The sequence below is a fragment of the Curtobacterium sp. AG1037 genome (genome assembly GCF_003349855.1).
GTDB lineage: Bacteria > Actinomycetota > Actinomycetes > Actinomycetales > Microbacteriaceae > Curtobacterium > Curtobacterium citreum.
On sequence record NZ_QQAO01000005.1, the window covers coordinates 248,654 to 274,952 of the forward strand.

At 70.7% G+C, this 26,299-nt stretch carries 23 protein-coding genes, 1 tRNA gene and 1 pseudogene; 12 read left to right on the plus strand and 13 right to left on the minus strand.

Translation table 11 applies throughout. The features are described from left to right. Positions 1-17 precede the first annotated feature (17 nt). From DEU32_RS09750 to DEU32_RS17680, 5 genes and pseudogenes are all read right to left on the minus strand, one after another. Positions 18-1,442: an FGGY-family carbohydrate kinase gene (locus DEU32_RS09750; RefSeq protein ID WP_114850338.1), complete on the minus strand. Its 1,425-nt coding sequence runs from the start codon at positions 1,440-1,442 to the stop codon at positions 18-20. Next, the gene (locus DEU32_RS09755) at positions 1,439-2,956 is read right to left on the minus strand and encodes an FAD-binding oxidoreductase (protein WP_114850339.1); all 1,518 of its coding nucleotides are present in this window, start codon (positions 2,954-2,956) and stop codon (positions 1,439-1,441) included. The genes DEU32_RS09750 and DEU32_RS09755 overlap by 4 nt, the downstream gene beginning before the upstream one ends. A 131-nt stretch (positions 2,957-3,087) precedes the next feature. Then, positions 3,088-3,864, minus strand: a complete 777-nt coding sequence (locus DEU32_RS09760) for an SDR family oxidoreductase (protein ID WP_114850340.1) — start codon at positions 3,862-3,864, stop codon at positions 3,088-3,090. Positions 3,865-3,885: 21 nt separating this feature from the next. After that, on the minus strand, positions 3,886-4,800 hold the full coding sequence (locus tag DEU32_RS09765) for an MFS transporter (RefSeq protein ID WP_147281441.1): 915 nt from the start codon (positions 4,798-4,800) through the stop codon (positions 3,886-3,888). A 79-nt stretch (positions 4,801-4,879) separates the two neighbouring features. Further along, positions 4,880-5,440: pseudogene (locus tag DEU32_RS17680) on the minus strand (hypothetical protein); the annotation flags it as partial. Positions 5,441-5,475: 35 nt separating this feature from the next. On the opposite strand from DEU32_RS17680, the gene DEU32_RS09775 reads away from it, so the two are divergent. The 4 genes from DEU32_RS09775 to DEU32_RS09790 all read left to right on the plus strand — a co-directional run bounded on the left by DEU32_RS09775 (position 5,476) and on the right by DEU32_RS09790 (position 11,007). Then, positions 5,476-6,495 carry a LacI family DNA-binding transcriptional regulator gene (locus DEU32_RS09775; RefSeq protein WP_114850343.1) on the plus strand — a complete coding sequence of 340 codons (1,020 nt, stop codon included), beginning with the start codon at positions 5,476-5,478 and terminating at the stop codon, positions 6,493-6,495. A gap of 497 nt (positions 6,496-6,992) precedes the next feature. Beyond that, positions 6,993-8,516: a multiple monosaccharide ABC transporter ATP-binding protein gene (gene mmsA / locus DEU32_RS09780; RefSeq protein ID WP_114850344.1), complete on the plus strand. Its 1,524-nt coding sequence runs from the start codon at positions 6,993-6,995 to the stop codon at positions 8,514-8,516. Next, entirely contained in the window at positions 8,513-9,805 is a 1,293-nt protein-coding gene (gene mmsB / locus DEU32_RS09785; protein ID WP_114850345.1) for a multiple monosaccharide ABC transporter permease, read from the plus strand. Before mmsA ends, mmsB begins: the two co-directional genes overlap by 4 nt. A gap of 86 nt (positions 9,806-9,891) precedes the next feature. After that, positions 9,892-11,007: a sugar-binding protein gene (locus DEU32_RS09790; protein ID WP_114850346.1), complete on the plus strand. Its 1,116-nt coding sequence runs from the start codon at positions 9,892-9,894 to the stop codon at positions 11,005-11,007. A 180-nt stretch (positions 11,008-11,187) separates the two neighbouring features. Here DEU32_RS09790 and DEU32_RS09795 read toward each other — a convergent pair whose 3' ends face one another. From DEU32_RS09795 to dcd, 3 genes are read right to left on the minus strand one after another with little or no spacing between them, the layout of a single operon-like run. Next, positions 11,188-11,538 (minus strand): DUF86 domain-containing protein, encoded by a 351-nt coding sequence (locus DEU32_RS09795; RefSeq protein ID WP_114850347.1) that lies wholly within the window; start codon positions 11,536-11,538, stop codon positions 11,188-11,190. Then, complete coding sequence (locus DEU32_RS09800; protein WP_181819255.1) at positions 11,535-12,050, minus strand: helix-turn-helix domain-containing protein; 516 nt, start codon at positions 12,048-12,050, stop codon at positions 11,535-11,537. The genes DEU32_RS09795 and DEU32_RS09800 overlap by 4 nt, the downstream gene beginning before the upstream one ends. A 60-nt stretch (positions 12,051-12,110) precedes the next feature. Beyond that, a complete protein-coding gene (gene dcd, locus DEU32_RS09805) occupies positions 12,111-12,701 on the minus strand; it encodes a dCTP deaminase (protein WP_058743010.1) in 591 nt (196 codons plus the stop codon). Between the two features lie 102 nt (positions 12,702-12,803). Between dcd and DEU32_RS09810 the strand changes: the two genes are divergently transcribed. Both DEU32_RS09810 and DEU32_RS09815 read left to right on the plus strand, forming a co-directional pair. Continuing rightward, the gene (locus DEU32_RS09810; RefSeq protein ID WP_180225750.1) at positions 12,804-13,895 is read left to right on the plus strand and encodes a GNAT family N-acetyltransferase; all 1,092 of its coding nucleotides are present in this window, start codon (positions 12,804-12,806) and stop codon (positions 13,893-13,895) included. A gap of 42 nt (positions 13,896-13,937) precedes the next feature. Continuing rightward, entirely contained in the window at positions 13,938-15,983 is a 2,046-nt protein-coding gene (locus DEU32_RS09815; RefSeq protein ID WP_114850350.1) for a cytochrome c oxidase assembly protein, read from the plus strand. A 36-nt stretch (positions 15,984-16,019) separates the two neighbouring features. On the opposite strand, the gene DEU32_RS09820 is transcribed toward DEU32_RS09815, so the two are convergent. After that, positions 16,020-16,355 carry a hypothetical protein gene (locus DEU32_RS09820; protein ID WP_141860092.1) on the minus strand — a complete coding sequence of 112 codons (336 nt, stop codon included), beginning with the start codon at positions 16,353-16,355 and terminating at the stop codon, positions 16,020-16,022. Position 16,356: 1 nt separating this feature from the next. Further along, the gene (locus tag DEU32_RS09825; protein WP_114850352.1) at positions 16,357-17,445 is read right to left on the minus strand and encodes a DUF6177 family protein; all 1,089 of its coding nucleotides are present in this window, start codon (positions 17,443-17,445) and stop codon (positions 16,357-16,359) included. Positions 17,446-17,653: 208 nt separating this feature from the next. On the opposite strand from DEU32_RS09825, the gene DEU32_RS09830 reads away from it, so the two are divergent. Further along, positions 17,654-17,724, plus strand: a tRNA-Gly gene (locus DEU32_RS09830). A gap of 500 nt (positions 17,725-18,224) precedes the next feature. Here DEU32_RS09830 and DEU32_RS09835 read toward each other — a convergent pair. After that, positions 18,225-18,644, minus strand: a complete 420-nt coding sequence (locus DEU32_RS09835) for a VOC family protein (protein ID WP_141860087.1) — start codon at positions 18,642-18,644, stop codon at positions 18,225-18,227. A 586-nt stretch (positions 18,645-19,230) separates the two neighbouring features. Here DEU32_RS09835 and DEU32_RS09840 point away from each other — a divergent pair. After that, positions 19,231-19,605 (plus strand): hypothetical protein, encoded by a 375-nt coding sequence (locus tag DEU32_RS09840; RefSeq protein ID WP_114850354.1) that lies wholly within the window; start codon positions 19,231-19,233, stop codon positions 19,603-19,605. A gap of 308 nt (positions 19,606-19,913) precedes the next feature. On the opposite strand, the gene DEU32_RS09850 is transcribed toward DEU32_RS09840, so the two are convergent. Then, complete coding sequence (locus DEU32_RS09850) at positions 19,914-21,023, minus strand: acyl-CoA desaturase (RefSeq protein WP_114850356.1); 1,110 nt, start codon at positions 21,021-21,023, stop codon at positions 19,914-19,916. A gap of 97 nt (positions 21,024-21,120) precedes the next feature. Continuing rightward, positions 21,121-21,969, minus strand: coding sequence for a helix-turn-helix transcriptional regulator (locus tag DEU32_RS09855; protein ID WP_114850357.1), 849 nt, complete (start codon positions 21,967-21,969; stop codon positions 21,121-21,123). Between the two features lie 101 nt (positions 21,970-22,070). Here DEU32_RS09855 and DEU32_RS09860 point away from each other — a divergent pair, with 101 nt between their 5' ends. The 4 genes from DEU32_RS09860 (at position 22,071) to DEU32_RS09875 (ending at position 26,253) form a co-directional block, all read left to right on the plus strand. Next, positions 22,071-22,751: an SDR family NAD(P)-dependent oxidoreductase gene (locus tag DEU32_RS09860; RefSeq protein ID WP_114850358.1), complete on the plus strand. Its 681-nt coding sequence runs from the start codon at positions 22,071-22,073 to the stop codon at positions 22,749-22,751. Between the two features lie 19 nt (positions 22,752-22,770). Beyond that, positions 22,771-23,907, plus strand: coding sequence for an FAD-dependent oxidoreductase (locus DEU32_RS09865; RefSeq protein WP_114850359.1), 1,137 nt, complete (start codon positions 22,771-22,773; stop codon positions 23,905-23,907). Positions 23,908-23,916: 9 nt separating this feature from the next. Then, positions 23,917-25,023 (plus strand): glycerate kinase, encoded by a 1,107-nt coding sequence (locus DEU32_RS09870; RefSeq protein WP_114850360.1) that lies wholly within the window; start codon positions 23,917-23,919, stop codon positions 25,021-25,023. 183 nt (positions 25,024-25,206) lie between these two features. Continuing rightward, positions 25,207-26,253, plus strand: a complete 1,047-nt coding sequence (locus DEU32_RS09875) for an NAD(P)-dependent alcohol dehydrogenase (RefSeq protein ID WP_058743303.1) — start codon at positions 25,207-25,209, stop codon at positions 26,251-26,253. The last annotated feature ends 46 nt before the right edge of the window (positions 26,254-26,299 follow it).

Sequence of the window (26,299 nt, forward strand, 5' to 3'; positions counted from 1 at the left end):
GGTCGCATCGGCGACCGTCAGCCGACGATCGCGGCCGTCCGCCGGTAGAGCGGGTCGGTGTGCGCCGCCGCGTCCGCGTGCACCGCGCGGAGTGCGTCGTAGACCGCGGCGTTCCCCGGGTCGGGCCGGAAGCGGTCGCGCTCGACGACCATCGCGTGCACCGCCTCGGCGAACGAGGGGTGCACCCCGGTCGCGACGGCCGCGCAGATCGCCGCACCCCGACCGGCCGCACCGTCGCCGACCATGCGGATCGCCTCCCGCTGGAACACGTCCGCGGTGATCTGCATCATCAGGTCGGACGACGACCCGCCGCCGGACACGACCACGCGCTCGTACGTCGTGTCGAGCTCGGCGGCCATCGCGTCGGTGCGCTCCCGCATCGTCATCGCGATGCCCTCGAGGATCGACCGGTACACGTGCGCCCGGCCCTGCCGCCCGTCGAAGCCGAGCAGCGACCCCTTCCGGAACGTCGCGTCCGACGGCGCGAGCCAGTCGAGCACCGCCAGGAGTCCGTCGGAGCCGGCCGGGACGGCGGCGGCCTCACGGTTCAGGCGTTCCTCGACGCGCTCGCCCGCGGCCTCGGCGGCGGCCGCGGCCTCGGGGCCGAGCAGGTCGCGGAACCAGCTCACCGTCCACATGCCGCGGCGGATACCACCGGACTCGTACAGGTAGCGACCCGGCTCGGACCCGAAGTTCGTCCAGCAGTCGGTCCCAGTGCGGTTCCGCGCCCCGACCGACATGCCGGCGATGTAGGTGCCGAGCGAGACGAGCAGCGTGGTCGGGTCGAGCAGGCCGCAACCGAGCGCCTCGACGGCCTTGTCGTTCGCGGTCGCGACGACCGGCAGTCCCGCGGGGAGCCCGGTCGCGGCGGCCGCGGCAGGGGTGACGTGCCCGAGGACCTCGCCGGGATCGACGAGCTCGAACAGCTGGTCGCGGCGCATCCCGGTGGCGGTGTACGCCCGCGGGTCGTCGGACCAGCGCCAGGTGTCGGTGTCGATCGGCCAGACGCCCTGGTGGTTCGCCGCGGCGTCCCGGAAGCGACCGGTCAGGCGGTGCGTGACGTACCCGGAGGACGACGTGACGAAGGCGACGTCGTCGCGCTCGGCGGCGAACGGCCCGGACACCCGCGCGTCCATCCACGACTGCACCGGTTGCGCGAGGGACCCGTCGGCGCGGAGCACGGCACGGCAGAACCGGATGGTGCAGAGACCGACGCCGACGATCTCGGCGGGGTCCCCGGAGAACGCCGCCATCGCGATCCGGCACGCGGCCGCGATCGAGTCCCACAGGTCGTCGTCCGGGTGCTCGACCACCCCGGGCGCCGGGGTGTGGTTCGGTCGTAGCGGGACCCGCCCCTCGGCGACGACCCCGCCCCGCTCGTCGAAGACCGTGACCTTCGACGACTGCGAGCCGTTGTCGATGCCGACGAGGTACCGGGTCATGCGCGGGTCGCCCCGAAGTCGGTCACCGGGTCGGCGGCTGCCGGCTGGATCGCCCCGGGTGCGGGGAAGATCGTGCCCTTGTTCATGATGCCCTTCGGGTCGAACTGCGCCTTGAGGCCGTGCATGATCGCGAACGCCGAGCCGTGCTCCTCCTCGACCCACGGCGTGCGGTACTTGCCGACGCCGTGGTGGTGGACCATCGAGCCGCCGTGGCGCAGGGCTTCCTCGACGATGATCGCGTTGAGGGGGATGTGGTACTTCTCGATCTCCTCCTCCGGGGAGCAGTCGATGCGGTAGTCGTACACGAAGTACATGTTCGTGCCGGTCTGGTAGCTGTGCGACGAGTGCCCGCCGAGCATCGTCAGGTCGTCGGCGTGCGGGTACTCGGTCCGGATGCGGCGCATGACGGCGTCGTACACGTCGCCGACGGCGGACCAGTCGGCGGAGATCTCCGTCGTGTAGCCGAGGTGCCGGTCACGGAGCATCGTGGCCTTCTCGGCGTCGATCTTGTCCTGCCCCCAGTTGAGCTGGTCGAACCACTGCTCGATCCGGGCCGGGTCCACCTTGGTGTGCGGGTGCTGGTCGAGCACACGCTGGATCTCCTCGCTCGTCGCGCGGACGATGCCCTTCGGCCCCTCGGCGACGAAGACGACCACGCACTTGCCCTGCGAGAAGTCCGCGAAGTGCTGGTTCGCGTCCTCGGGCGAGTAGAGCCGGACGACAGACGGGTGGAAGCCGTTCACGACGACCTCGCGGAGGATCGCGATGCCGGTCCGCATGTCGTCGACGAGTGCGCCGTGGAACTCGTTGTTCTCGGGCTGGTACCGGAAGACCTTGACGGTGACCTCGGTGATGACGCAGAGCGCACCCTCGTTGCCGATCACGACGTGGCGGATGTCCGGGCCGGCCGAGCGGCGCGGGACGGCCTTGATCCGACGGACGGCACCGCCGGGGAACACCGCCTCGAGCCCGACGACCATGTCCTCGATCGCGCCGTAGAGGGTCGAGAACTGCCCGATCGAGCGGGTGGCGACGAGCCCGCCGTACTGCGCGAGGGGCTTCGACTGCGGCGAGTGCCCGGTGGTCAGGCCGCGTGCACGGAGCTCGTCCTCGAGGCGCTGCAGCGGAACGCCCGCCTGCACCGTGACCTGCATGTTCTCCTCGTCGACGCGCAGGACGGCGTCCATCCGTGAGCAGTCGAGCACGATCGTGTCGACGACGCTCGTCTCGAGGCCGCCCTCGGTGCCGGTTCGACCGGTGCGGGGGACGACGTTCACGACGTGCTCGTCGGCGAAGGCCAGGACTGCGGCGACGTCCGCCGTGGACTCGGCGTTGACGATCGCCACCGGCGTGGGGGCGTCGTGGATGCCGTGCACCGCCTGGTACTTCTTGAACCGGTCGACGCTGGCCTCGGCGAGGTGCTGCGGGTCGGTCTCGAGCTGGTCGGGCCGGACGACGGTGGCCAGGTGCGCGAGGATCTCAGCGCGGTCGAGGGTGGCGATCGAGTCGATCATGGGGTGCACCTTTCGTTGGTGGCGTGCGGTGGGTCTGGTCGTCGGGAGCGCGGACGGGAGGCGCGGGGCGGGCCCGCCACAGGCTTCCCGGCCGCGCCTGGTCCCGTCGATGGGCGACGCGGGTGGTCGCATCAGCGGACGAGGTAGCCGCCGTCGACGGTGAGCGTGTGGCCGTTGACGTAGTCGGATGCGCGGGAGGCGAGGAAGACGGTCGCGCCCATCAGGTCGGCGACGTCGCCCCAGCGGCCGGCCGGGACGTGGTCGAGCACGCGCTGGTTCGTCTCCGGGTCCGACCGCGTGCGCTCAGTGATCTTCGTGGCGAAGTACCCGGGCGCGATCGCGTTGACCTGGACGCCGTGCTGCGCGAGCTCGTCGCAGTACGCCTTCGTGAAGCCGACGATCCCGTGCTTGGTGGCCGCGTACGCCGGGGACCACTGCCCGCCGAGGAACGCGAAGAGCGACGCGATGTTGATGATCTTCCCAGAACCCTGCGCGACGAAGCGCTTCCCGACCGCGTGCCCGAGCGCGAACGGTGCGGTCAGGTTCACGGCCACCATCGGGTCCCACTTCTCGCGGTCGAAGGCGTCGACCTCGTCGAGCAGGCAGATCCCGGCGGAGTTGACGAGCACGTCGATCCCGCCGAGCTGTTCCTCGCACGCGGTGACGATCCGCTCCGGGGCGTCTGCGGCGGTGAGGTCGACCTCGAGGAACGCGTAGCGACGGCCCTCGGCCTCGACCAGGGCGCGCGTGGTGCCGTCGTCGTCGACGACGCTGGGGACGAAGACGTCGGCGCCGGCCTTGGCGAGCGCGAGCGAGAACGCCTGTCCGAGCCCGGAGTTGCCGCCGGTGACGATCGCCCGCTTGCCGGCGAGCGAGAACAGGTCCAGCGAGAAGTCGCGGATGTCCAATGGGGGTCCTTTCGTGGGGGTTCAGGCGGCGACGACGACGTCGTCCGCCGGACGGCTGCGGAGGTCACGCGCGCGGACGCGCATCGTGACGGTGGTGAGCAGGACGCCGAGCACGGCGGCGACGACGAGCACGGCGAACATGGCCGTGTAGCCGCCGCCCTGCTGCGGCACGCCGTTCGCGGGGTCGCCGACCCACCAGGCACCGAGTGCGGGCAGGAAGGCGTCGGGCAGGTACGCGATGCCGGAGGCCAGGCCGATCACACCGCCGCGCTGGGCGAGCGGGACCTCGACCTCGCCGACCTGCGCCCAGTAGACGCCGCGCGAGGTGAAGACCGCCAGGCACATCACGACCATGAGCGCGACGGCGACCCCGACGAGCGCCGGGTCGTGCGGCAGGACGAGGAACCCGACGGCGCTGACCGCTGCGACGACGAAGGCCCATCGGAGGAACGCGGGCGAGGACCGCGTCCACCGGTCGACGAGCACACCGCCGACCGGTCCCCCGACGATCTGGAACACGTAGGTCCGGACGACCCCGATCGCCCCGAGGAGCACGACGGGCACCGCGAAGCCGTCCTGCAGCAGCGGTGTGAGGTATCCGAGCAGCGTGTAGAAGCAGTACATCAGCATGATCGAGCCGCCGATGAGCCAGGTGTACTTGTTCCGGACCGCGGCGGCGAGCTCCCGGAGGGACACCGCCTGCCGGTCGACCTGCGCGAGGGCACTGCGATCGGTCCGGACGACGACCAGCACGAGCACCGCGGACAGCAGGCAGAGCACGCCGTAGATCCGCATCACCCAGAGCACCCCGACGGTCTCGGCGATCGCGGCGGCGACGATCCCGGCGCCGACGAACCCGACGATCGTCGACGTGATCCCGCGGACCCCCTCGAGCCAGCCGAACAGCGTGCCCTGCTGGTCCGCGGACCCGAGCATCGACACGATGCTTGACGAGCGACGACCAGTAGAGCCCCATGCCGAGCACCGCCATCAGCACGTGCGCGACCACGACCCCGGTCTCGCCGGGGACCGATGCGAGGTACAGGTCGACGGCGCCCATGCCGGCGAGTGCCACGACGATGAGCACCTTCGGTGGGAACCGGTCGGCGAACCAGCCGCCGCAGAAGTACATCACCACGGCGACGGCGCCGAACACCGACGTCACCTCGCCGTAGCGCTGGACCGACAGCCCGAGCGCATGCGCGGTGTCGGCGAGGAACACGAACCGGATGTAGGCGACCTGGAAGATGACGCCTCCGGTCATCGACAGGACGACGAAGCTCGTCAGGGTGCGGGCACGGGTCACGACCACTCCTTCGTGGTGGATCGGGGGGGGTGAACGGGCAACGAAAAAGCGGCACCCCCAGCACGTGGTGTGCTGCGGGTGCCGCTGTTCTCTGAGGTCTGGAGCGACTGCCGTCCTCGGGCGGACGGCCGATCTGCAGTTGTGCGACCCGGTGGTGACATACCGGATACGCCGTGAACCGTAGCGCACGACCCGCGACTTCGACAAGTCGGCTGGCGTGCAGTCCCCGGACGTGCATAATGATCTGGCTCGGAATGTGAACGTGCACATCGAGGTGCCACGGCCCCGGGCGGGAGAGAGCAACGATGGCGTCACCGCGGACACAGCAACCGCGCTCGCCCAGCATCCGCGACGTCGCGCGGGTCGCCGGCGTCTCGCACCAGACCGTGTCGCGGGTGCTCAACAACTCCGACGCGATCCGTGCCGAGACCCGCGACAAGGTGCTCGCCGCGATGGAGCAGCTGCAGTACCGGCCGAACCGGGCCGCGCGGGCGCTGGTGACGAGCCGGACGCACACGATCGGCGTCCTCACGGCGCAGCGGTCGCACTACGGTCCGGCAGCCACGATGCAGGCGATCGAGGACGCCGCCGTCACCCGCGGCTACTCGGTCACGACGTCGAACATCGCCGACGCGACGGACACCGCCGTGCGCGACGGCCTCGGGCACCTGCTCGACCAGGACGTCGAGGGGATCATCGTGATCGCGCCGCAGCAGCGCGTGTTCGACCTCATCGAGGAACTCGGCATGCGGACGCCCTACGTGGCACTGCGCACGAGCGTCGGGGACGGCCCCTCGACCCTGTTCGTGGACCAGATGGAGGGCGCCCGGCTCGCGACCGCGCACCTGCTCGACCTGGGTCACGAGTACGTCCGGCACATCGCGGGGCCGCGGGACTGGATCGAGGCCGAGGCCCGGATGCAGGGTTTCCTGCGCGAGATGAGCGACCGGGACATGCCCGTCGTCCCGCCGATCCTGGGCGACTGGACCGCCGACTTCGGCTACCACGCCGGTCGGGAGCTCCTGCGGTACCGGGACTGCACGGCGATCTTCTGCTCGAACGACGCGATGGCGCTCGGGGTCATGCACGCGGCGCGCTCCTACGGGCTCGACGTGCCGGGTGACCTGTCCGTGGTGGGCTACGACGACATCCCCGAGGCGAAGCACCTCTGGCCGCCGCTCACCACCGTGCAGGTGGACTTCCCCGAGCTCGGCCGCCGGTGCGTGGAACTGCTGCTGCCCGCCGCGGAGCAGGCGCTCCGCCCGGTGGACCTGGTCCCCCAGCTGGTCGTGCGCGGCTCGACGGGCGCGCCCCGGCGTCGCTGACGCGACCCACCACCGGCCTGGAGGATCGGGGCGGGCCCGCCCCGCGCCTCCCGTCCGTCCGTCCGTCCGTGGAGCAGCAGACGTCGGGTGCCGCCACCGGGCCCGACAGTTGCTGCTCCACAGATGCCCGTCGCGCCCACCCGGCGCGCGCGGACCGGAGGTCCACCACCCCACCTCGGGGGTGGTGCGCGACCGTGATGCGCCAGATCACACGGGCCGTTACACAAACGCGACCAATCCGAATTGACAGCCGCGTCGGGGCTGTGCGTAAATTACCTCCGTTCCGCCGATGTGAACGGTCACATGACCGTCACACGACGAGGACACCGGACGCGACAACGAGGTCCACACAGGACTCCTGTGCCCCCGTTGCCGCAGCTTCACCACCCGAAGGACTGCCGCACTGCAGCGGCAGAAGGAGATGCACCGTGGCGTCAACCCCACAGGGACCGGACCTGGCCACCAGGTCCGTCACCAGCGCCGAGACGATCCTCGAGATGCGTTCGATCACCAAGGAGTTCCCTGGTGTGAAGGCGCTCTCGGACGTGTCGCTCAGCGTCCGCGCCGGCGAGATCCACGCGATCTGCGGCGAGAACGGCGCCGGCAAGTCCACGCTCATGAAGGTGCTGTCGGGCGTCTACCCGTACGGCACCTACAGCGGCGAGATCGTCTACGAGGGCGAAGAGGTCCGCTTCAAGGACATCAAGCAGTCCGAGCAGGCCGGCATCGTCATCATCCACCAGGAGCTCGCGCTCATCCCCGAGCTGTCGATCACCGAGAACCTGTTCCTCGGCAACGAGCCCGGCCGCTTCGGCGTCATCGACTGGACCAGCGCCCAGCTGCGCGCCCAGGACCTGCTCGCCCGCGTCGGCCTCGACGAGGACCCCGACACGCAGATCAAGAACCTCGGCGTCGGCAAGCAGCAGCTCGTCGAGATCGCGAAGGCACTGCACAAGGACGTCAAGCTCCTCATCCTCGACGAGCCGACCGCCGCGCTCAACGAGAACGACTCGCAGCACCTGCTCGACCTGATCGTCGGCCTCAAGGGCAAGGGCATCGCGAGCATCATCATCAGCCACAAGCTGAACGAGATCGAGCAGATCGCCGACGAGATCACGATCATCCGTGACGGCAAGGCGATCGAGACCCTGAACGTCAAGGGCGACGGCGTCAACGAGGACCGCATCATCCGCGGGATGGTCGGTCGGTCGCTCGAGAGCCGCTTCCCGGACCGCACGCCGAAGATCGGCGAGGTGTTCTTCGAGGTCAAGAACTGGACCGTGCAGCACCCGCAGGACCCCTCGCGCCTGGTCGCCAAGGGCTCGAACTTCCACGTCCGCCGCGGCGAGATCGTCGGCTTCGCGGGCCTGATGGGCGCCGGCCGCACCGAACTCGCGATGAGCATCTTCGGGCGCTCGTACGGGAACTTCGTCGACGGCCAGATCATCAAGGACGGTCACGAGGTCAAGATCGCGAACGTCCAGCAGGCGATCGCGAACGGCCTGGGCTACGTCTCCGAGGACCGCAAGGCGCTCGGACTGAACCTGCTCGACACGGTCAAGCGCTCCACGGTCTCGGCCGACCTGCCGAAGATCTCGAAGGGCGGTGTCGTCGACTCCCTCCAGGAGTACGACGTCGCCGAGAAGTACCGCAAGATGCTCCGCACGAAGGTGCCCTCGGTCGAGGACAACGTCGGCAAGCTCTCCGGCGGGAACCAGCAGAAGGTCGTCCTGTCCAAGTGGATGTTCACCGACCCGGACCTGCTGATCCTCGACGAGCCGACCCGCGGCATCGACGTGGGCGCGAAGTTCGAGATCTACGGCATCATCCAGCAGCTCGCGGCGCAGGGGAAGGGCATCATCCTCATCTCCTCCGAGCTCCCCGAACTCCTCGGCCTCTCCGACCGGATCTACACGATCTTCGAGGGCCAGATCACGGCTGACGTCCCCGCCGACCAGGCCGATCCAGAAACGCTCATGCGCAGCATGACCTCCGCGCGGAAGGGCGCCACCGTCTCATGAAGAACCTGAAACTGCTCTTCGGCAAGGGCAACAGCATCGGCCAGTACGGCATGATCATCGCCCTCATCGCGATCCTGATCATCTTCTCGATCTGGACCGACGGCCTCATCCTCCAGCCGACGAACATCATCAACGTGTTCCTGCAGTACTCCTACATCCTCATCCTCGCGCTGGGGATGGTCATGGTGATCATCGCCGGGCACATCGACCTGTCGGTCGGCTCGGTCGCCGCGTTCACGGGCATCATCGTGGCGCAGTCGATGTCGCAGTGGCACTTCCCGGCATGGGCCGCGATCCTGCTCGGCCTGGCGGTCGGCGCGGCGGTCGGTGCCTGGCAGGGCTTCTGGGTGGCGTTCGTGAAGGTCCCGGCCTTCATCGTGACGCTGGCCGGTCAGCTCATCTTCCGCGGTGCGAACCAGATCATCGGCAACTCGACGTCGGTCCCGACGCCGAACGACTACAACACCATCGGCAACGGCTTCCTGCACGACTTCGGCCCGGACTTCGGGTTCTCGAACGGCACGGTCATCCTCGGCATCATCACCTGCCTCGTGCTCGTCTTCCTCGAGTTCCGCGGCCGCCAGCGTCGCAAGAAGATGCAGGCCGAGCTCGTCCCGCTGTGGGTCTCGATCGTCCGCACGGGCATCCTGGTCGCCGTCACCCTGGTCGCCACGTACCTGTTCGGGCACGGCCCGGCGGGCACCTCGATCCCGATCGTCGCGATCATCCTCGGCGTCCTGACCATCCTGTACGGCTTCCTCACCAAGAACACGATCTTCGGCCGTCAGGTCTACGCCGTCGGTGGCAACGCGAACGCCGCGGTCCTGTCCGGCGTGAGCGCCCGCAAGGTCAACTTCTTCGTGATGATGAACATGTCGGTCCTGGCCGCCGTCGCCGGCATGGTGTTCGTCGGCTACTCCGGTGCCTCGGGCCCCGCTGACGGCACCGGCTGGGAGCTCGACGCGATCGCCGCCGTGTTCGTCGGTGGCGCCGCGGTCGCCGGTGGCATCGGCACGATCTCGGGTTCGATCATCGGTGGTCTCGTCATGGCCCTGCTGTCGAACGGTCTCTCCCTGGTGGGCCTCGAGTCCAACAAGGTGCAGATCATCCGCGGTCTCGTCCTCCTCGTCGCCGTCGCCTTCGACGTGTACTCGAAGTCGCAGGGTCGTCCGTCCCTGATCGGCGGGATGTTGAAGCAGTTCCAACGCAAGGACACCGAGCAGAACACGGTGGCCGCCCAGCAGCCGCGGTCCATCGAGGACCAGCCGGAGAAGGTCAACATCCAGTAACGCGTGGCGGGCGGCCGCTCCGGTGGCCGCCCGCACGATCCCCTCACCAACACCGCTCCACTCCTCAACGAAGAGAAAGCAATCTCATGCGCAAGAAGCTCATCGCCGGCATCGGTCTGGCACTGGTCGCGGGCCTCGCCCTCAGCGGCTGCTCGGCCCGTGGCAACGACACCGGTTCCGGCTCGTCGACCTCCGGCGCCTCGAACGTCCAGATCAAGAAGGGCGACCTGATCGGTGTCGCCCTGCCCGCCAAGACCTCGCAGAACTGGGTCCTCGCAGGTGCCGCGTTCGAGAAGTCGATCGAGGACGCCGGCTTCAAGGCCGACATCCAGTACGCGAACGCCGGCAACCCGGTCCCGGACCAGCAGGGCCAGATCCAGTCGATGGTCACCAAGGGTGCGAAGGCCATCATCATCGGTGCGGCGGACGGCTCGCAGCTCGGCACGCAGGTGTCCGCCGCCAAGAAGTCCGGCGCCGTCGTCATCGCCTGGGACCGCAACATCCTGAACACCGAGAACGTCGACTACTACGTCGCGTTCAACAACTTCAAGGTCGGCCAGCTGCAGGCGCAGGCCCTGCTCGACGGCCTCAAGGCCAAGAAGTCGAGCGGCCCCTACAACATCGAGCTCTTCTCCGGCTCGCCCGACGACGCCAACGCGAAGGTCTTCTTCAACGGCGCCATGGACGTGCTCCAGCCGAAGATCGACGACGGCACCCTCAAGGTCCTGTCGGGTCAGACCTCGTTCTCGCAGACCAACACGCAGGGCTGGCTCGCGCAGAACGCCCAGTCGCGCATGACCGACATCCTGACGAAGTCGTACACGAGCGCCGAGCTCGACGGCGTCCTGTCGCCGAACGACACCCTGGCCCGCGCGATCCTGACGGCCACCAAGGCCGCCGGCAAGCCGAACCCGGTCGTCACCGGTCAGGACTCCGAGACCGCCTCGATCCCGCTCATCATGAAGGGCGAGCAGTACTCGACCATCTACAAGAACACCACGGAGGAGGCGCAGGCCGCCATCGACCTGGTGTCCGACCTGGCCGACGGCAAGACCCCGAAGACCACCGAGGACAAGAACAACGACAACGGCAAGAAGATCGTGCCGGCCGTCGAGCTGACCCCGGTCCTGGTCACCAAGGAGAACGCGGTCGAGGCCTACAAGGGCAACAGCACCCTCGAGGACCTCGCGAAGCAGGGCTGATCCCCTTCCGCAACAGCACCACAGCAGCACCAGCACCGACGGCCCCGTCTCGCTCCGGCGAGACGGGGCCGTCCCGCGTCCGCAGGGTGCGGACGAGACGGACGGGAGGCACGTGGCGGGCCCGCCACGTGCCTCCCGTCCGGCTCCCGGTCGCGTCGCGACCGATCGCGCGTCAGCCGGTCACTCGTCAGGCCGGACCGGACCGCAGTGCGTGTCGCGCATCCGACGGACCGCCGCGCACAGGGTCGGGACGTCGGTCCGGGCGGTGCCGAACACGACCGACGGCGTCGTGTCGAAGTACCGGCGGGTGAGCCGCTCCCCCAGCAACGAGACCCGCGACCACGGGATGCCCGGTTCGGACGCGGTCACCGCGACGGGGAGCGCGCGGACCGCCTCACCGATCTCGACCAGGCGCATGCGCACGGCGTCGTAGACCAGGGTCTCGGGCAGAGCGTCGTCGGCGACGTACTCCTGGATGAGCCCGCACGCGTGCACCAGGTCGTCGAGCCGGTGCCGCAGGTCGCGGTTCACAGCGGCACCGCATCGCGGCGGGCGTCCTCGCCCATCCCGGCCGCGTCGGTGACGTCCACGCGCACCCCGAGCAGTTGCTCGGCGGCGTCCTGGATGCGGAGCAGGCTGAAGAGCCCCGTGCCCGGTTCCAGGTCGACCATCAGGTCGACGTCGCTGCGTGGCCCGTCGTCCCCGCGGGCGACGCTGCCGAACAGGCGCGGGTTCGCGGCCCCGAAGGACTCGACGACCTCGACCAGCTCCTCGCGGAGCGCGGCGACCCGCTCGCGCAGCGACGGCGGGTCCGGCACCGGACGCAGGTCGAGGACCGTCTCGAACCCGGCGGCACGGACGAGCCGCTGCAGGGCGGCCAACGACGGTTCGCGGCGGCGGTTCTCGTACGTGCTGATCACACTCTGCGTGACGCCCGCGCGGGTGGCGAGCTGCACCTGGGTGAGCCCAGCCCGCATCCGGGCCTCACGGAGGATGTCGGACGCCGCCACCGGCGGCGCCGCGTCTGGGGGTGGAGCGACCATGCCGCCACGATACACAGCATGCAACATTTCCCGCGTGCCGATGTGCACGCGGGATCCGGGTCAGGCGTCGCGCTGCGAGACGTCCGCGCGGTGGAAGTTCAGCGCCGAGCGGGACGGCGTCGGGCCACGCTGCCCCTGGTAGCGCGACTGGTACTCGGCGGAGCCGTAGGGCTTCTCGGCGGGGCTGGACAGCTGGAAGAAGCAGAGCTGGCCGATCTTCATGCCCGGCCAGAGCTTGATCGGCAGGGTCGCCACGTTCGACAGCTCGAGCGTCACGTGTCCGGAGAAGCCCGGGTCGATGAAGCCGGCGGTGGAGTGCGTGAGGAGCCCCAGGCGACCGAGCGAGCTCTTGCCCTCGAGCCGGGCCGCGATGTCGTCGGGGAGCGTGACGACCTCGAACGTCGAGCCGAGGACGAACTCCCCCGGGTGCAGCACGAACGCCTCGTCCGGGTCGGTCTCGACCAGGCGGGTGAGCTCGGGCTGGTCCTCGGCCGGGTCGATGTGCGGGTACTTGTGGTTGTCGAACAGCCGGAAGTACTTGTCGAGCCGGACGTCGATGCTCGACGGCTGGACGAGCGAGGCGTCGTACGGGTCGAGCCCGATCCGGCCCTCGGCGAGCTGGGCGGTGATGTCGCGGTCGGAGAGCAGCACGGTGGGAAGCCTAGCGGCAGGCGGTCCGCCGTCGGTATGCTGCTCGGCTGCCCTCCGGGCGGCGGACGACGGCCGTCCGACCGGCCGAGTGGGGGACCGACCATGAGCACGTACACCGTCGAGGAACTCGTCGTGCCGGCGACGATGGACGACGATCCCGAGCGGGTCCGCGCGTTCTGCGACTGGCTGGCGGTCTCCGACGCCGCCGAGGTCGCCGTGCACGGACTCACCGAGCTGTCGTGGAAGCCGGCCGAGTACCTGCCGATGTGCCACGAACCCGGGTCGCCGAGCCGCCTGTTCGTCGTGCGGGACCCGAACGGCTCGGTCGTCGGAGCGGGGTCGTACGACACGAAGACCGAGCCCGGGACCACGAACTGCTGGCTCGCGGTCGGGGTCCGGCCGGACCGGCAGCGCCGCGGGATCGGGACGCTGCTCGCCGACCACCTGGAGGGGCTCGCCCGCGCCGAGGGCCGCACGCAGCGCAAGACCTACGCGGTGTCGCGGCAGGTCGGCCCCGCCACCGGCCCGGGGTTCGTCCCGGCGCCGACCGGCTCCGGCGCGGTCCCCGAGGACGAGGCCGGCGTGCGCTTCCTGACCGGCCGCGGGTGGCACTTCGGTCAGGTGAACCGGATCAGCCGGCTCGGGCTGCCGGCCGACGCGTCGGTCGTCCGGGCCCTGCACGAACGCGCAGCCTCGGCCGCCGGGCCGGAGTACCGCGTCCACACGTGGACCGACCGCACGCCGGACGTCTGGCTCGACGGGGTCGCGCTGCTGCACACCCGGATGAGCACCGACGCCCCGTCCGGCGACATGGCGGAGCCCGAGGACGTGTGGACCGCCGACCGTGTTCGGCAGTCCGAGGAGCAGCTCGCCGACGGCCCGCACACCATGCTCACCGTGGCCGTCGAGCACGTGCCGAGCACCACCCTGGCCGGTTTCAGCCAGCTGAAGGTGCCGCACGACGCCTCCCGCGCCGTGATGCAGTGGGACACGCTCGTGCTGCGGGAGCACCGGGGGCACCGGCTCGGGTGGCTCCTCAAGGTGGTCGGGATCGAGACCGTCGAACGGGACTTCCCGGGGCGGCCGTCGATCATCACGTTCAACGCCGAGGAGAACCGGCCGATGCTCGACGTCAACGAGGCGGTCGGGTTTGTCGGGGTGGGCAGCGAGGGCATCTGGGAGCAGCGGGACTGACGGGAGCCGGGTGTCAGGTGGGCGACCTACCATTGGACGGTCATGACCGTCACGTCAGCCGCCACGCAGCCCGGGGACACGGCACCGGACCCCGCCCCCGTCGCCAGCCGGAACTCCACCGTCGCGACGGTCCTCGTCATCGCGATCCCGCTCGCCGTCGCGTGCGCCGTGCTCGGCATGACCGTCACCGGTGCGTTCACCGCCGGGCAGCAGCTCGTCTCGGCGGGTGAGCTCGTCGAGTACGGCCTGCCGGTCGCCCGCGTGGTGCACGACACCACGGCCGCCCTGACGATCGGTCTGCTCGTCGTGGCAGCGTTCGCGCTCCCCGCCAAGAAGCAGGACCACGGCGCGATGTCGAGCGTGCAGCACCGCGCCGCGCGCTGGGCGGCGTCGGCCGGGGCCGTGTGGTTCCTCGCCGCCGTGGTCGGGATCGTGCTCACCGGTGCGAACACCCTCGGCGTGCCGCTCACCAGCCCGGTGTTCGCGCGGAACTTCCTGCTGTTCGCGTTCCAGGTCGAGATCGGCCAGGCCCTCGTGGTGTCGGCCGTCGCCGTCCTGGCCGCCACGGTCGTCGCGGCGTTCGCGACCCGGGCCACGACGCTCGCCGTCGCCACGGTCCTCGGGCTCTTCGCGCTCCTGCCGCTCGCCCTGTCCGGTCACGCGGCCGGGTCGCTCGAGCACGCGAACGCCGTGAACTCGCTCGCGGTGCACCTGGTCGCCGTGTGCGTCTGGGCCGGCGGGCTCGTCGCCGTGGTCGTCCTGCGCTCCCGGACCAAGGGCGCCACCGGACGCGTCGTCGCCCGGTACTCCACACTCGCGGGCTGGGCGTTCGCGGCCGTCGCGTTCTCGGGCATCGTGAACGCCTCGCTCCGGCTGACCGGCCCGCTCGACCTCGTCACGACGACGTACGGCTGGCTCATCACCGTGAAGGTCACCGTGCTCGTGCTGCTCGGGCTCGCCGGTGTCGTGCAGCGCCGGAAGCTCGTGCCGGGGCTCCTCCGCGACCCCCTCGACCGTCGGCTGTTCGTCCGATTCGCCCTGGCCGAGATCGTCTTCATGGCCGTCGCCATCGGCGTCTCGGTCGCCGTCTCCCGCTCGCAGCCGCCGATCCCGCAGACGCCGGAGACCGGCGAGGACACCCGCTCCGGACTCATCGGGTTCCCGTACCCGCCGGCGCAGACCCTGCACACGTACCTGACGCAGTGGCACATCGACTGGGTGTGGCTCGCGCTCGCCGTCGTCGGGGCCGGCTGGTACCTGCTCGCCGTCCGGAAGCTCAAGCAGCGCGGCGACTCCTGGCCCGTCGGCCGGACCATCGCATGGCTGCTCGGCTGCGCGCTGTTCATCTGGACCACCTCGGCGGGCCCCGCGGTCTACGGGATGATCCACTTCTCGTCGCACATGGTCCAGCACATGCTGCTGATGATGTTCGTGCCGCTGCCGCTCGTGCTCGGCGGTCCGGTGCTGCTCGCCCTCCGCACGCTCCCGGTCCGGAACGACGGCTCCCGCGGCGCCCGCGAGTGGCTCATGCTCTTCACGCACTCGCGGTACATGCAGTTCCTCGCGAAGCCCGCCGTCGCCGGGGTGATCTTCGCCGGGTCCCTCGTCGTGTTCTACTTCACGCCGGCGTACCAGTACGCCATGCAGTCCCACGAGTGGCACGTCGCGATGGTCGTGCACTTCGTGTTCAGCGGCTACCTGTTCTTCTGGGTCTTCGTCGGCGTCGACCCCGGCCCGAAGCGTCCGGCCTACCCGATCCTCATCATCGCGCTGCTCGCGACGCTGGCCTTCCACGCGTTCTTCGGCGTCGCCGTCATGACCTCGCAGTCCGTGTTCGCGATCGACTGGTTCCACGCGCTGGGACAGACGGACGACGCCGCACTGCTCGCCGACCAGCACACGGGGGGCGGGATCGCGTGGGGCGCCTCCGAGCTGCCGATGGTGTTCGTCGCCCTGCTCGTCGTGCGGAACTGGGTGCGCACGGACAAGCGGGACGCCAAGCGCCTCGACCGCAAGGCCGACCGCGACGGCGACGCCGACCTCAAGGCGTACAACGAGCGGCTCGCCGCCATGCACGACCGCGACTGACCGGCCCGGAACCGTCCCGGCAGCAGCCGCGCGGCGCTAGTCGCCGTGGACGATGCAGAACGCGTCGAGGTCCATCGACGCCTCGAGTGCGGCCGCGACACCCTGCTCCCCCGCGGCGCCGATCGGCGTCACCGTGTCGACCCACCACAGCGGCGTCGACAGCGACGGGGCGTCCGGCAGGATCCGTCGCACCTCGTCCATGGAGTCCACCCGCCGGACCCCGAGCACCGTGATCACCGGCGTCGCCGCGTCCCGGCAGACCTGCAGCACGGGACCGTCGTCGAGCGCCCGCACCCCCCAGGTCTCGTCGTGCAGGAGCAACGCCTCGGCCACGTCACGGGTCTCCACCGGCCCGCGGCAGAGGAGCGTCACGTCACGCGGCACCCTGACCGCCCCGCTGTCCACCGGTGCGCTGCGACCCGGCGTGCTCGCCTCGGTCGTGTCCGTCGAGGGCGCCGTCGTCGTGCGCGGGGTCGAGCGGCGCACCGCCGACGAGCTGCAGGAAACGGTCCTCGTCGATCCGGTCCAGGAACGCCTCGAGCGCCTCCCACCCGTCGTCGAACCGCACGACCAGTCCCCCGCCGCCGAACACCGACGTCGTCGTGCGCGCGGGCGGCCAGACACCGTCGCGGTCCAGGAACGCCGTGGCCTCGGCACCCACCACGACCGCGAGGGGCGACGGTTCGCCGTGCGAGGCCGCCCGGACCAGGTGGTCCGCGTCCCCGCGTCGCTGCATCACGACGCCGAACACCGGCTCGACCTCGTCCGCAACCCGGTGCACCGCGTCCAGGAGCTTCGACGCGAGCGCCGGGTCCGCGCCGTCCTCCGGGATCGTCAGCACCGCCGACATCGTCTCCACGACCACGCCGTCCACCAGGTGCGCGGTCATCGTCGCCGAGAACCCGTTGCCCACCGCGTACGACGTCGACACGCCGGGTGCCTCGTGCTTGGCGTACTGCGTCACGACCCATCGGTCCCACGGCACCGTGAGCGGTTCGCTCGTGCCCCAGTGCGTCGGACACGTGCCGACGGTGTCGCAGAGCGCCTCGATCGCAGTGCCGATGTCGACGGCGCGGTCCGCGTGGTGGCGGAGCGTCAGGTCGATGCTGATCTGCCGGACCGAGTCCGCGACCTCGGGGTGCGCCGGCGACGGCGGGCCGACCAGCTCGGGTCCGTGTTCGGCGAAGGCCTCGACGCCGGAGGCGGCGACCCCCGTCCGCCCGTCCCGCAGCGATCCGTCGGCCTCGTCCACGGCCCACGCGGCGTGGTGCGCGCCCAGCGCGTGCCGCAGGGCGGGAGTGAGTGCTGCCTCCCGGCCGGTGCGGAGCACGACCGTGCGTCCGGACTCGGCGGCGCGACGCAGGAGGGCGGCCAGCGACTCGGTCAACCAGACCACCGGCGAGGCGGACCGGACCACGATGGCGGGGCCGACCACGTCGTCGATGAGGGGATGCCTGACCATCCGGGTCCTCCTCGCGTCGGGGGCTCGATCCACCTGGACGGTACACACGGCGACGACACATGTCCGTCAGGTGGGGCACCTCACAGGGGAGACCCAACGAACGGCCTGGAGGCACGGGGCGGGTCCGCCGCGCGACGCGCGGCCGGATGCACGGCTGGCATCCAGGCTGGAATCCGCTAGGCTTGCTGCGTCCCGCTCGGCGGGATGCGCGAGTGTAGTTCAATGGTAGAACTCCAGCTTCCCAAGCTGGTAGCGCGGGTTCGATTCCCGTCACTCGCTCTCTGTGGGATCTGGCGCTTCTCGGGCGTCTCCCGGCATCTCCGCTCCTTCTCTCCCCTGGAAGCGACTTCTGCCCATCGGTCGTCGGCGGCCTGTTCTCGGCGGCGCCCCGGAGACGATCGGGCATCGGAGCGATCGCGCTCCAGCCTCGTCGGGTCGCCCTCGGCCGATGCCTCTCAGGAGGAAGCCTGCGGCGCTCTCGGGGGGGGCGATGCCCGTCCGGATGGCGTCCCTTCACCGCGATCGCTTGCGGACCACCTATGTGCGACAGCCGATCCCGGATGCCTGGTGGCGGTAGCGGCAACGCGGCGCTGGGTGGACGGCCGCGTGTCGAGGACCGGCTACTGAGGGTCGTCAGGCATTGAACGTGCCGCTCAGTTCCACGAACAAGTGGTTTCCGGAGTCACAAGGAGGCCACCGCTTGCGATGCATCTGATGCACGGCCACACCTGGCGCCACTCCAACTTCAGCTGCCCGTCGCGAGATCTCTCGGTCGGCACTCAACCCTCGGAACGGCTCAAGACCATCTTCGCTGTGCCGGCGCGGGTGCCACCAGCCATCCGGTGAGGTGTCCCGACCGGTTGCCAGCCGTGTCGCACGCAGAGCTTGAGCGCACGATCGAGGTCCGTGACCGTGAGCGCTATGTGCACCGTGCCGAGAAATGCGGGCGAACCAGCGGCCCCAGGTGTGCGGGTTGGGTCGTACTGCAGCAACTCAATCCGGTGAGGCCCGAAGGTCACCGTCGCTGCGCGGATCACCGCTTCGTGGACGCCGGTGGTCGCCGCCGTGACGTCCACGTCGAGCGTGAAGGTGCGCTCGAGCGTGAACCCAAGACCGGAGCACCACAGTGCCGACGCGTCATCAAGGTCGGCCACGCTGAGGCCGGAGTGAGCAACATCGGAGACGAGCGGTGATGCCATCACATCAGTATCTGGCTCAAGCCCGCTCTCTGCGGATACAGGGTCCGGATCGCCGATGGACCACCGGACGCCTCGCTGGTCAAGCGGGATCACGGTGTTGATCGTGAAGGCGCCCGTGACGCGGTCGAGGTATCCGTCTGATGGATCTGACTGATCTGAGGTGTGCCGGCACACTCCTTCGCGTCGCCTGGCTAACCCGGACCGGGCGTCCGTCGACAGGCGGTGAAGCTGGGGTGCGTCAGGCCGTCAGCGGACGCCCTGATCCGATCGTCCGCTGCGATGAACGTGACTCGAGACTGAACAGAGGTCAAGCACGATCGGCATGGCCGGCTCCGCGCTTGTCCTCGTCACCAGCGGCTTCAGGCCGATCGCTGCGAGGTCATGGCCAAAGGACCTTCTGCGAGTTGAGCGTTCGCGTGTCGACAACGCGCTGAGGAGCCGACATCGCCCGGCGCGTCTGAGCACCGCAATGACCGTTCCAGCCACCGGTGCGTCTCCTCGACCCGCGCATGAGGGACACCGTTGGGTGTGCCTCCGGGAGCGGCGCGTACGGTTCAGGAGCGTCGTTGGACTGGGCGCGTCGGGGATGATTTTCACGGTCGCCGTCTTCTCAATCCGCTTTGTCCCGCGGCGAGAGCGGTTGATCGTGCAGTACCTCCATTACGGGCATACCCGTATCCTCGTCAGCGACATGGTCGGCAAAGTGGTGCTGGCCTACAGCGCCTCGTTGGCGCAAGCCGCGGTCGCTGACACCATTACAGTGCCGACCGTTGATGATGCTGGACTACCGGTGACGGTGCAGCTCATGCTCGCTCCGGCGATCCCGGTCCTGTTGGAGCCCGCGCCGGAGGACGCCCTCGAGGACGCAGGCGACCTTGCCGCGCAAGACTTTCTCACGGATGCGCGATGGAGAATCAGCGCCCTTCCCCCAACCGGTCCCGGTGCTCGGCACCGCAGATGAGTAGGCACACCAGAGGTGCCGCGAAGAGCTGTAGCGGCTCTGCCGCCCCCCGGTCCGAGCCGGTTGTCGCCTTGATGTGGATGGCTGCCGGTCAGGTGCTGGTGGTCCAGCGGTGCCAGGCGTCGATTTGGTCTTGTGCGGCTTCGAGCGAGTGGTGTGTGCCGTGAACTGAGCCATCGAAGGTCACCGCTGTGTAGTCGCCTGCAGCGATGACGGAGCCGACGACCGCTCCGGCATCGTCCGTCGCAGTCCATAGCTCGGTGTCATCTGAGCTCCAGTGCAACGGTGAGATCCGCTCCCCGCTCACGTCAGTGGATCCGCATCTGCGCGACCATCGGGCAGGCGAAGGGGTCGCGTGCGGCGAGTCCTACCCGGTTGAGGTACCGGACGACGATGCCGTACGAGCGCAGCAGCGTCGTCTCGGTGTAGGGCACGTCGAGCGTCTCGCAGTGGTCGCGGACCAGCAGGCGGGCCTGCTTCAGCGCCGGCCGGGGCATCGAGGGGAACAGGTGGTGCTCGACCTGGAAGTTCAGACCACCCATCAGGAACGACACCCACCAGCCGCCACGGATGTTGCGGGAGGTCCGGACCTGCCGGGAGAAGAAGTCGACCTTCGCGTCGTGCGCGATGGTGGGCATGCCCTTGTGGTTCGGCGCGAACGAGGCGCCCATCATCACCCCGAACACCGCCAGCTGCACACCCAGGAACGCGCACGCCATCCCGAACGGCAGGAACCAGAACACCACCGTCAGGTAGATCGCGAAGCGCGCCACCAGCAGCGTGCCCTCGAACACCCGACCCTTGGTGTCCGGACGGCCACCGGCACCACGGACCACGGAGACCACCGCGTGCCGGTGCAGGTTCACGCCCTCGAGCGTGAGCAGCGGGAAGAACAGCCACCCCTGGAACCGCAGGAAGGTCCGCATGAACGGTCCCTTCGCCGCGGCGGCGTCCTCGGGCAGGAACCGGATGCCGTCGGGGGCGATGTCCGGGTCCTTGCCGACGGTGTTCGGGTTGCCGTGGTGGCGGGTGTGCTTGTTCATCCACCACGAGTAGCTCAAGCCCACCAGGAACGTGCCGACCCAGCGGCCGGCATGGTCGTTCCACTTCTGCGACGCGAACACCTGGCGGTGCGCGGCCTCGTGCGACAGGAACGCGAACTGCGTGAACAGCACACCGAGCACCCCCGCGACGATCAGCTGGAACCACGAGTCACCGAGGAACGAGAACACGACCCAGGCCAGCGCGAGGGTGGCGACGAGGCCGCCGAACAGCGACCAGTAGAAACCGGTGCGGCGGCGCAGGAGACCGTGGTCCTTGACCTGCGCGAGGAGTGCGGAGTAGGTGGAGGTGCCGGAGCGGCCGCCGTTCCCGGGACGGGTGCGGGTGAAGCCGGGGGCGAGCGGGATCGTCGTCATCGGACCGATCTCTTCGAGGTGAGCGGTCCTTCGACCGGTCCGGGAGTACACGCGTTCGCGCTTCCCGGAACCGTAGGTCGCGCAGATGTGTGTTCGCCTACACCGTGCGGGCGTTCCTGTCCGGGAAGTCCTGGAGCCCGGTCACGGCGAGCAGGTCGAGCGCGGCGGCGTCCGGCGATCCGGGCACCGCGGTGTACACGACGATGCGCAGGTCGCTGTCCGGCACGGTGAGCACGTCGCAGTCCACGGTGACCGGGCCGACCGGGGTGTGCACCACCTTGCGGCTCGTCCGGTGCTGCGCGACCCGGCCGGTGTCCCAGCGGCGCTCGAACTCCGGCGAGGTCCGGCGCAGGGCCGCGACGAGGTCGGCGAGACCGCGGTCGGCGGGGTAGCGGCCGAGGGCCTGCCGCAGGTCGGCGACGAGATCGCTCGAGAACGCCTCCTCGTGCTCGGCGTCCCACTCCACGCCCTCGTGTCCCCGGGTGAAGTGCCGCCACACGAGGTTCTGCTCCGGACCGGTCCGCCGGGTCGGGTCGCCGTCGATCGCGGCCCAGAGCGGGTTCCACAGGACGATGTCGTGCGCCGCCGTGAAGACCGCGAGCGGCACGTCGCCGAGCCGGTCTACGATCCGCTGCACCCCGGGGGTGACGTGCCGCGGGACGACTCCGCGCGACGGTGTGGCGGCGCCCGCGACACGGTGCAGGTGATCGCGCTCCTCGCGGCTCAGGCGGAGGGCGGTGGCCAGGGCACCGAGCAGCTGCGGCGACGGGTTCGTCGCACGGCCCTGCTCGAGGCGGACGACGTAGTCGACGCTCACCCCGGCGAGCGCCGCGAGCTCCTCGCGTCGGAGTCCCGGCGTCCGTCGGCCCGACCCCGCGGGGAGTCCGACCTCCTCCGGTCGGACCCGGTCCCGCCAGGCACGCAGCACGTTCGCGAACTCGTCCACGGGACGATCATGCCGCCGATCCCGACCGTGGTCCTGGTACCGCTGGTCCCACCGTCGCGCAGGGCCTGGGACGCGCGAGGACCGAGGAGCAGGCTCGGGGCATGACCACGACACTGATCACCGGGGCGAACCGCAGCCTCGGTCTCGAGACCACCCGCCGCCTGCTCGAAGCCGGCCACACCGTGTACGCCGGGGTGCGCGACCCCGACCGCGCCGACGACGTCCGGGCGCTCGGCGCGCACGTCGTCCAGCTCGACGTGACCGACCAGGCGAGCGTCGACCGGGCACTCGCCGAGGTCCCCGAGCTCGACGTCCTCGTGAACAACGCCGGTGTGCTCGGCACCGTGTCCGGGGTGGACGACCTGGACGCCGCCGCGATGGCCGAGGTGCTCGACACGAACGTCACCGAGGTCGTCCGGGTGACACAGGCCGCGCTCCCGCTGCTCCGGCGGTCGGACGCCCCGGTGATCGTCAACGTCGCGTCGGGCGTCGGGTTCACGCGGTGGCTGACGACCCCCGGGCACGACGAGTACCCGGTCGCTGCCGTTCCGTACGCGGCGTCGAAGGCGGCCCTCATCGCGCTCACGGTGCAGTACGCCAAGAACCTGCCGGAGTTCCGCGTGAACGCGAGCGACCCCGGGTACACGGCGACGGCGTTCAACGGGTACGGCGGCCACCAGACCGTCACCGAGGGCACCGACGCGACGGTCGCGCTCGCGACGGTCGGTCCCGACGGCCCCACGGGCGAGTTCCACGACCGGAACGGCCGCATCGCCTACTGAGCACGGCTACCCTCGGCGCATGAGCACCGCGCCCTCGACCTCCACCACGCACGTCGTGATCGGCGGTGGGGTCGTCGGCGCCGCGACGGCGTGGGCGCTGACGGCCCGTGGCGAGCGGGTCCTGCTCATCGAGCAGCACGCCCGCGGCCACGACCGGGGATCGTCGCACGGGGCGACCCGGATCTTCCGGCAGGGCTACGCCGACCCGGAGTACGTCGCGCTGACGACCCGGGCGCTCGCGCTCTGGGACGCGCTGGAGCGGGAGTCGGGCGAGACGCTGCTCGACCGGACCGGTGCGGTCGACCACGGGCGTCCCGAGGTCGTCGACGCGATCGCCGCCGCGCTGGCGGACGGAGGCATCCCGCACGAGCGCCTCTCCCCCGCCGACGCCGCGGCACGCTGGCCGGGGATCGCGTTCGAGGGGCACGTCCTCGCCCACGCGACGGCGGGCCGGATCCGGTCGGCGGTCGCGATCGAGACCTTCCTGCGGCTCGCCGAGCGGACCGGCCTCGCCGAGCTCCGGTTCGGCACGCGGGTCACCCAGGTCGAGGACCACGACGGCGAGCTCACCCTGACCCTGGACAGCGACGAACAGGGTTCCCACGCACCACGGACGGTCCGCACCCAGTCCGTGGTCGCGGCCGCCGGGTCGTGGGCCCCCACGCTGGTCGGTGGGGTGTTCGCCGGACGTGGGGCGCGCCTCCCGGCCGTCCGCGTCACCCAGGAGCAGCCCGCCCACTTCCCCAGCCACCTGCCGGACGAGGCATGGCCGAGCTTCGTGCACTGGGCCGACGGCGACGACGTGTACGGCCTGCTCACCCCGGGCGAGGGCGTCAAGGTCGGGTTCCACGGGACGGGACCGGTCGTCGACCCGGACGACCGGGACTTCGCCCCTCGACCGGACGAAGCCGCGCGCCTACAGGCCTACGTGGCGCGGTACGTCCCCGGGGTCGACGCGAGCCGGCCGACCTTCATCAGCTGCCTGTACGACACCACCCCCGACGAGGACTTCGTGATCGACCGACGCGGCCCCCTGACGGTCGCGACCGGGTTCTCCGGGCACGGGTTCAAGTTCGCGCCGCTGCTCGGCGAGCTGGTGGCGGACCTGGCGACCGGTGGGGCGCCGCACCCCCGCTTCGCGCTCGGATCCCGCTAGCGTGGTCGGGTGCGCGTCGTCATCGCTCCGGACTCCCTGAAGGGCACCGCGACCGCGGTCGACGTCGCGGGGGCGGTGCGGGACGGCTGGCTGACCGAGCGTCCCGACGACGACCTGGTGCTCGTGCCGATGGCCGACGGGGGCGAGGGCACGCTCGACGCGTTCCCCGTCGCGTACCCGGGCGCCGAACGGGTGCCGGTCCGGGTGACCGGGCCGGACGGCGAGCCGGTCGACACGCACTGGCTGCGGCTGCCGGACGGCCGGGCTGTCGTCGAGCTCGCGGCGACGAGCGGACTGCCGCTCCTCGGCGGCGTGCTGCGGCCGGAGACGGCGACGAGCCGCGGCTTCGGCGAGGCGATCGCCGCGGCACTCGACGCCGGTGCGACGGGGCTCGTGCTCGGGATCGGCGGGAGCGCCTCGACCGACGGCGGGCGACCGGTGCTCGAGGCGCTGGGGCTGGACGCGGGCGGCGCGGGCGGCGCGGGCGGCGCGGGCGGCGCGGGCGGCGCGGGCGGCGCGGCGAGCGCCGCCGCCGGCGGCCTCCGGCCGCTGCCCCCTGGTGGGGTCGTCGTGCTCACCGACGTCGTCTCACCGCTGCTCGGACCCACCGGCGCCGCCGCCGTCTTCGGCCCGCAGAAGGGCCTGGCGGTCGACCGGATCGGCGCGGTGGACGCCCGGCTGGCCGAGTGGGCCGCCCGGTTCCCCGCGGTCGACCCGACGACCCCCGGGGCCGGAGCCGCGGGCGGAGTCGGCTTCGGGCTGCTCGCCTGGGGTGCGACGCTCGTCCCCGGAGCCCGTGCGGTCGCAGACCTGCTCGGGTTGCCCGGACTGCTCGGCGGGGCCGACGTGGTGGTCACCGGCGAGGGCCGCTTCGACGAGCAGAGCGCGGCGGGCAAGGTGCCGTCGGTCGTGCTGTCGCTCCGGGACGCGCACGCTCCCGCCGCCTCGGCGCTGCTCGTGGCCGGCGAGGTGGACGCTCCGCTCGACGCCTTCACGGCCGCGGCCTCACTCGTGGTGCTCGCGACGCAGACGACCGGCGAGCCGGACGACGCCCTGCGGGACCCGCTGCGGTTCGCGACGGTGGCGGGCCAGCGGCTCGCGCGGCTCGTCGGCTGAGCACGAAGCGCAGAGCGCTGAGCGCGAAGCGCCGAGCGACTCGGCGCCCGCCCCGCACCCCTGGGACACGCCCGCCCGCTCCCGGCAGGGGGACCCCATCGCAACCCCCCTGTCCCCAGGACGCGGGACCACACTGGTCGGCGGGCCGCACCCGGCCCGCGAAGCACCACCACGAGGAGACCAATGCGCACCGTCAACGCGTACGCGGCACCGTCGGCCACCGAGCCGCTCGTCAAGACCACCATCACCCGCCGTGACCTCGGCCCGAACGATGTCGAGATCGACATCGCCTACGCCGGCATCTGCCACTCGGACATCCACACCGTCCGCGGCGAGTGGGGCGAGATCCAGTACCCGCAGGTCGTCGGCCACGAGATCGTCGGCCACGTCTCCGCCGTCGGCAGCGACGTCACGAAGCACCAGGTCGGCGACCGTGTCGGCGTCGGCTGCATGGTGAACTCCTGCGGCGAGTGCGAGAACTGCGTCGCCGGCGAGGAGCAGTACTGCCTGAAGGGCAACATCCAGACCTACGCGGGCGTCGACCCCGCCGACGGATCGATCACCCAGGGCGGCTACTCCGAGGCCGTCGTCGTGAACGAGGACTTCGTCCTCCGCGTCCCGGAGTCGCTCGACATCGAGCGCGTCGCCCCGCTGCTGTGCGCGGGCATCACCCTGTACTCGCCGCTGCACCACTGGGGTGCCGGCCCCGGCAAGAAGGTCGCGATCGTCGGCCTCGGCGGGCTCGGCCACATGGGCGTGAAGATCGCGTCGGCCCTCGGCGCCGAGGTCACCGTCCTGTCGCAGACCACCTCGAAGCAGGAGGACTCGCTCCGCTTCGGCGCGGTCGCCCACTTCGCGACGAAGGACCCGAAGACGTTCGAGGAGCTCCGCGGCTCGTTCGACCTCATCATCAACACGGTCTCGGCGAAGATCCCGGTCGGCGCGTACCTGAGCCTGCTCAAGGTCGACGGCACGATGGTCAACGTCGGTGCCCCGTCCGAGCCGCTCGAGGTCCCCGCCTTCGCCCTGATCCCGCGTCGCCTCAGCTGGGCGGGCTCGGCCATCGGCGGCATCCGCGAGACCCAGGAGATGCTCGACTTCTGCGCCGAGCACGGCATCCTGCCGGAGACCGAGCTCATCTCGGCGGACCAGATCAACGAGGCCTACGAGCGCGTGCTCTCCTCGGACGTCCGGTACCGCTTCGTGATCGACACCGCGACGCTGGCCTAGTCAGCACGACGGGTCGCGTCCGCGACGCGACCAGTCGACGGACGGG

Coding starts and splice junctions, on each gene's coding strand:
- DEU32_RS09750 (WP_114850338.1), bottom strand. CDS start 1,442: ATGACCCGGTACCTCGTCGGCATCGACAACGGCTCGCAGTCGTCGAAG.
- DEU32_RS09755 (WP_114850339.1), bottom strand. CDS start 2,956: ATGATCGACTCGATCGCCACCCTCGACCGCGCTGAGATCCTCGCGCAC.
- DEU32_RS09765 (WP_147281441.1), bottom strand. CDS start 4,800: ATGCTCGGGTCCGCGGACCAGCAGGGCACGCTGTTCGGCTGGCTCGAG.
- DEU32_RS09775 (WP_114850343.1), top strand. CDS start 5,476: ATGGCGTCACCGCGGACACAGCAACCGCGCTCGCCCAGCATCCGCGAC.
- mmsA (WP_114850344.1), top strand. CDS start 6,993: ATGCGTTCGATCACCAAGGAGTTCCCTGGTGTGAAGGCGCTCTCGGAC.
- mmsB (WP_114850345.1), top strand. CDS start 8,513: ATGAAGAACCTGAAACTGCTCTTCGGCAAGGGCAACAGCATCGGCCAG.
- DEU32_RS09790 (WP_114850346.1), top strand. CDS start 9,892: ATGCGCAAGAAGCTCATCGCCGGCATCGGTCTGGCACTGGTCGCGGGC.
- DEU32_RS09800 (WP_181819255.1), bottom strand. CDS start 12,050: ATGGTCGCTCCACCCCCAGACGCGGCGCCGCCGGTGGCGGCGTCCGAC.
- DEU32_RS09810 (WP_180225750.1), top strand. CDS start 12,804: ATGAGCACGTACACCGTCGAGGAACTCGTCGTGCCGGCGACGATGGAC.
- DEU32_RS09815 (WP_114850350.1), top strand. CDS start 13,938: ATGACCGTCACGTCAGCCGCCACGCAGCCCGGGGACACGGCACCGGAC.
- DEU32_RS09825 (WP_114850352.1), bottom strand. CDS start 17,445: ATGGTCAGGCATCCCCTCATCGACGACGTGGTCGGCCCCGCCATCGTG.
- DEU32_RS09835 (WP_141860087.1), bottom strand. CDS start 18,644: ATGGCATCACCGCTCGTCTCCGATGTTGCTCACTCCGGCCTCAGCGTG.
- DEU32_RS09840 (WP_114850354.1), top strand. CDS start 19,231: ATGATTTTCACGGTCGCCGTCTTCTCAATCCGCTTTGTCCCGCGGCGA.
- DEU32_RS09850 (WP_114850356.1), bottom strand. CDS start 21,023: ATGACGACGATCCCGCTCGCCCCCGGCTTCACCCGCACCCGTCCCGGG.
- DEU32_RS09860 (WP_114850358.1), top strand. CDS start 22,071: ATGACCACGACACTGATCACCGGGGCGAACCGCAGCCTCGGTCTCGAG.
- DEU32_RS09865 (WP_114850359.1), top strand. CDS start 22,771: ATGAGCACCGCGCCCTCGACCTCCACCACGCACGTCGTGATCGGCGGT.
- DEU32_RS09875 (WP_058743303.1), top strand. CDS start 25,207: ATGCGCACCGTCAACGCGTACGCGGCACCGTCGGCCACCGAGCCGCTC.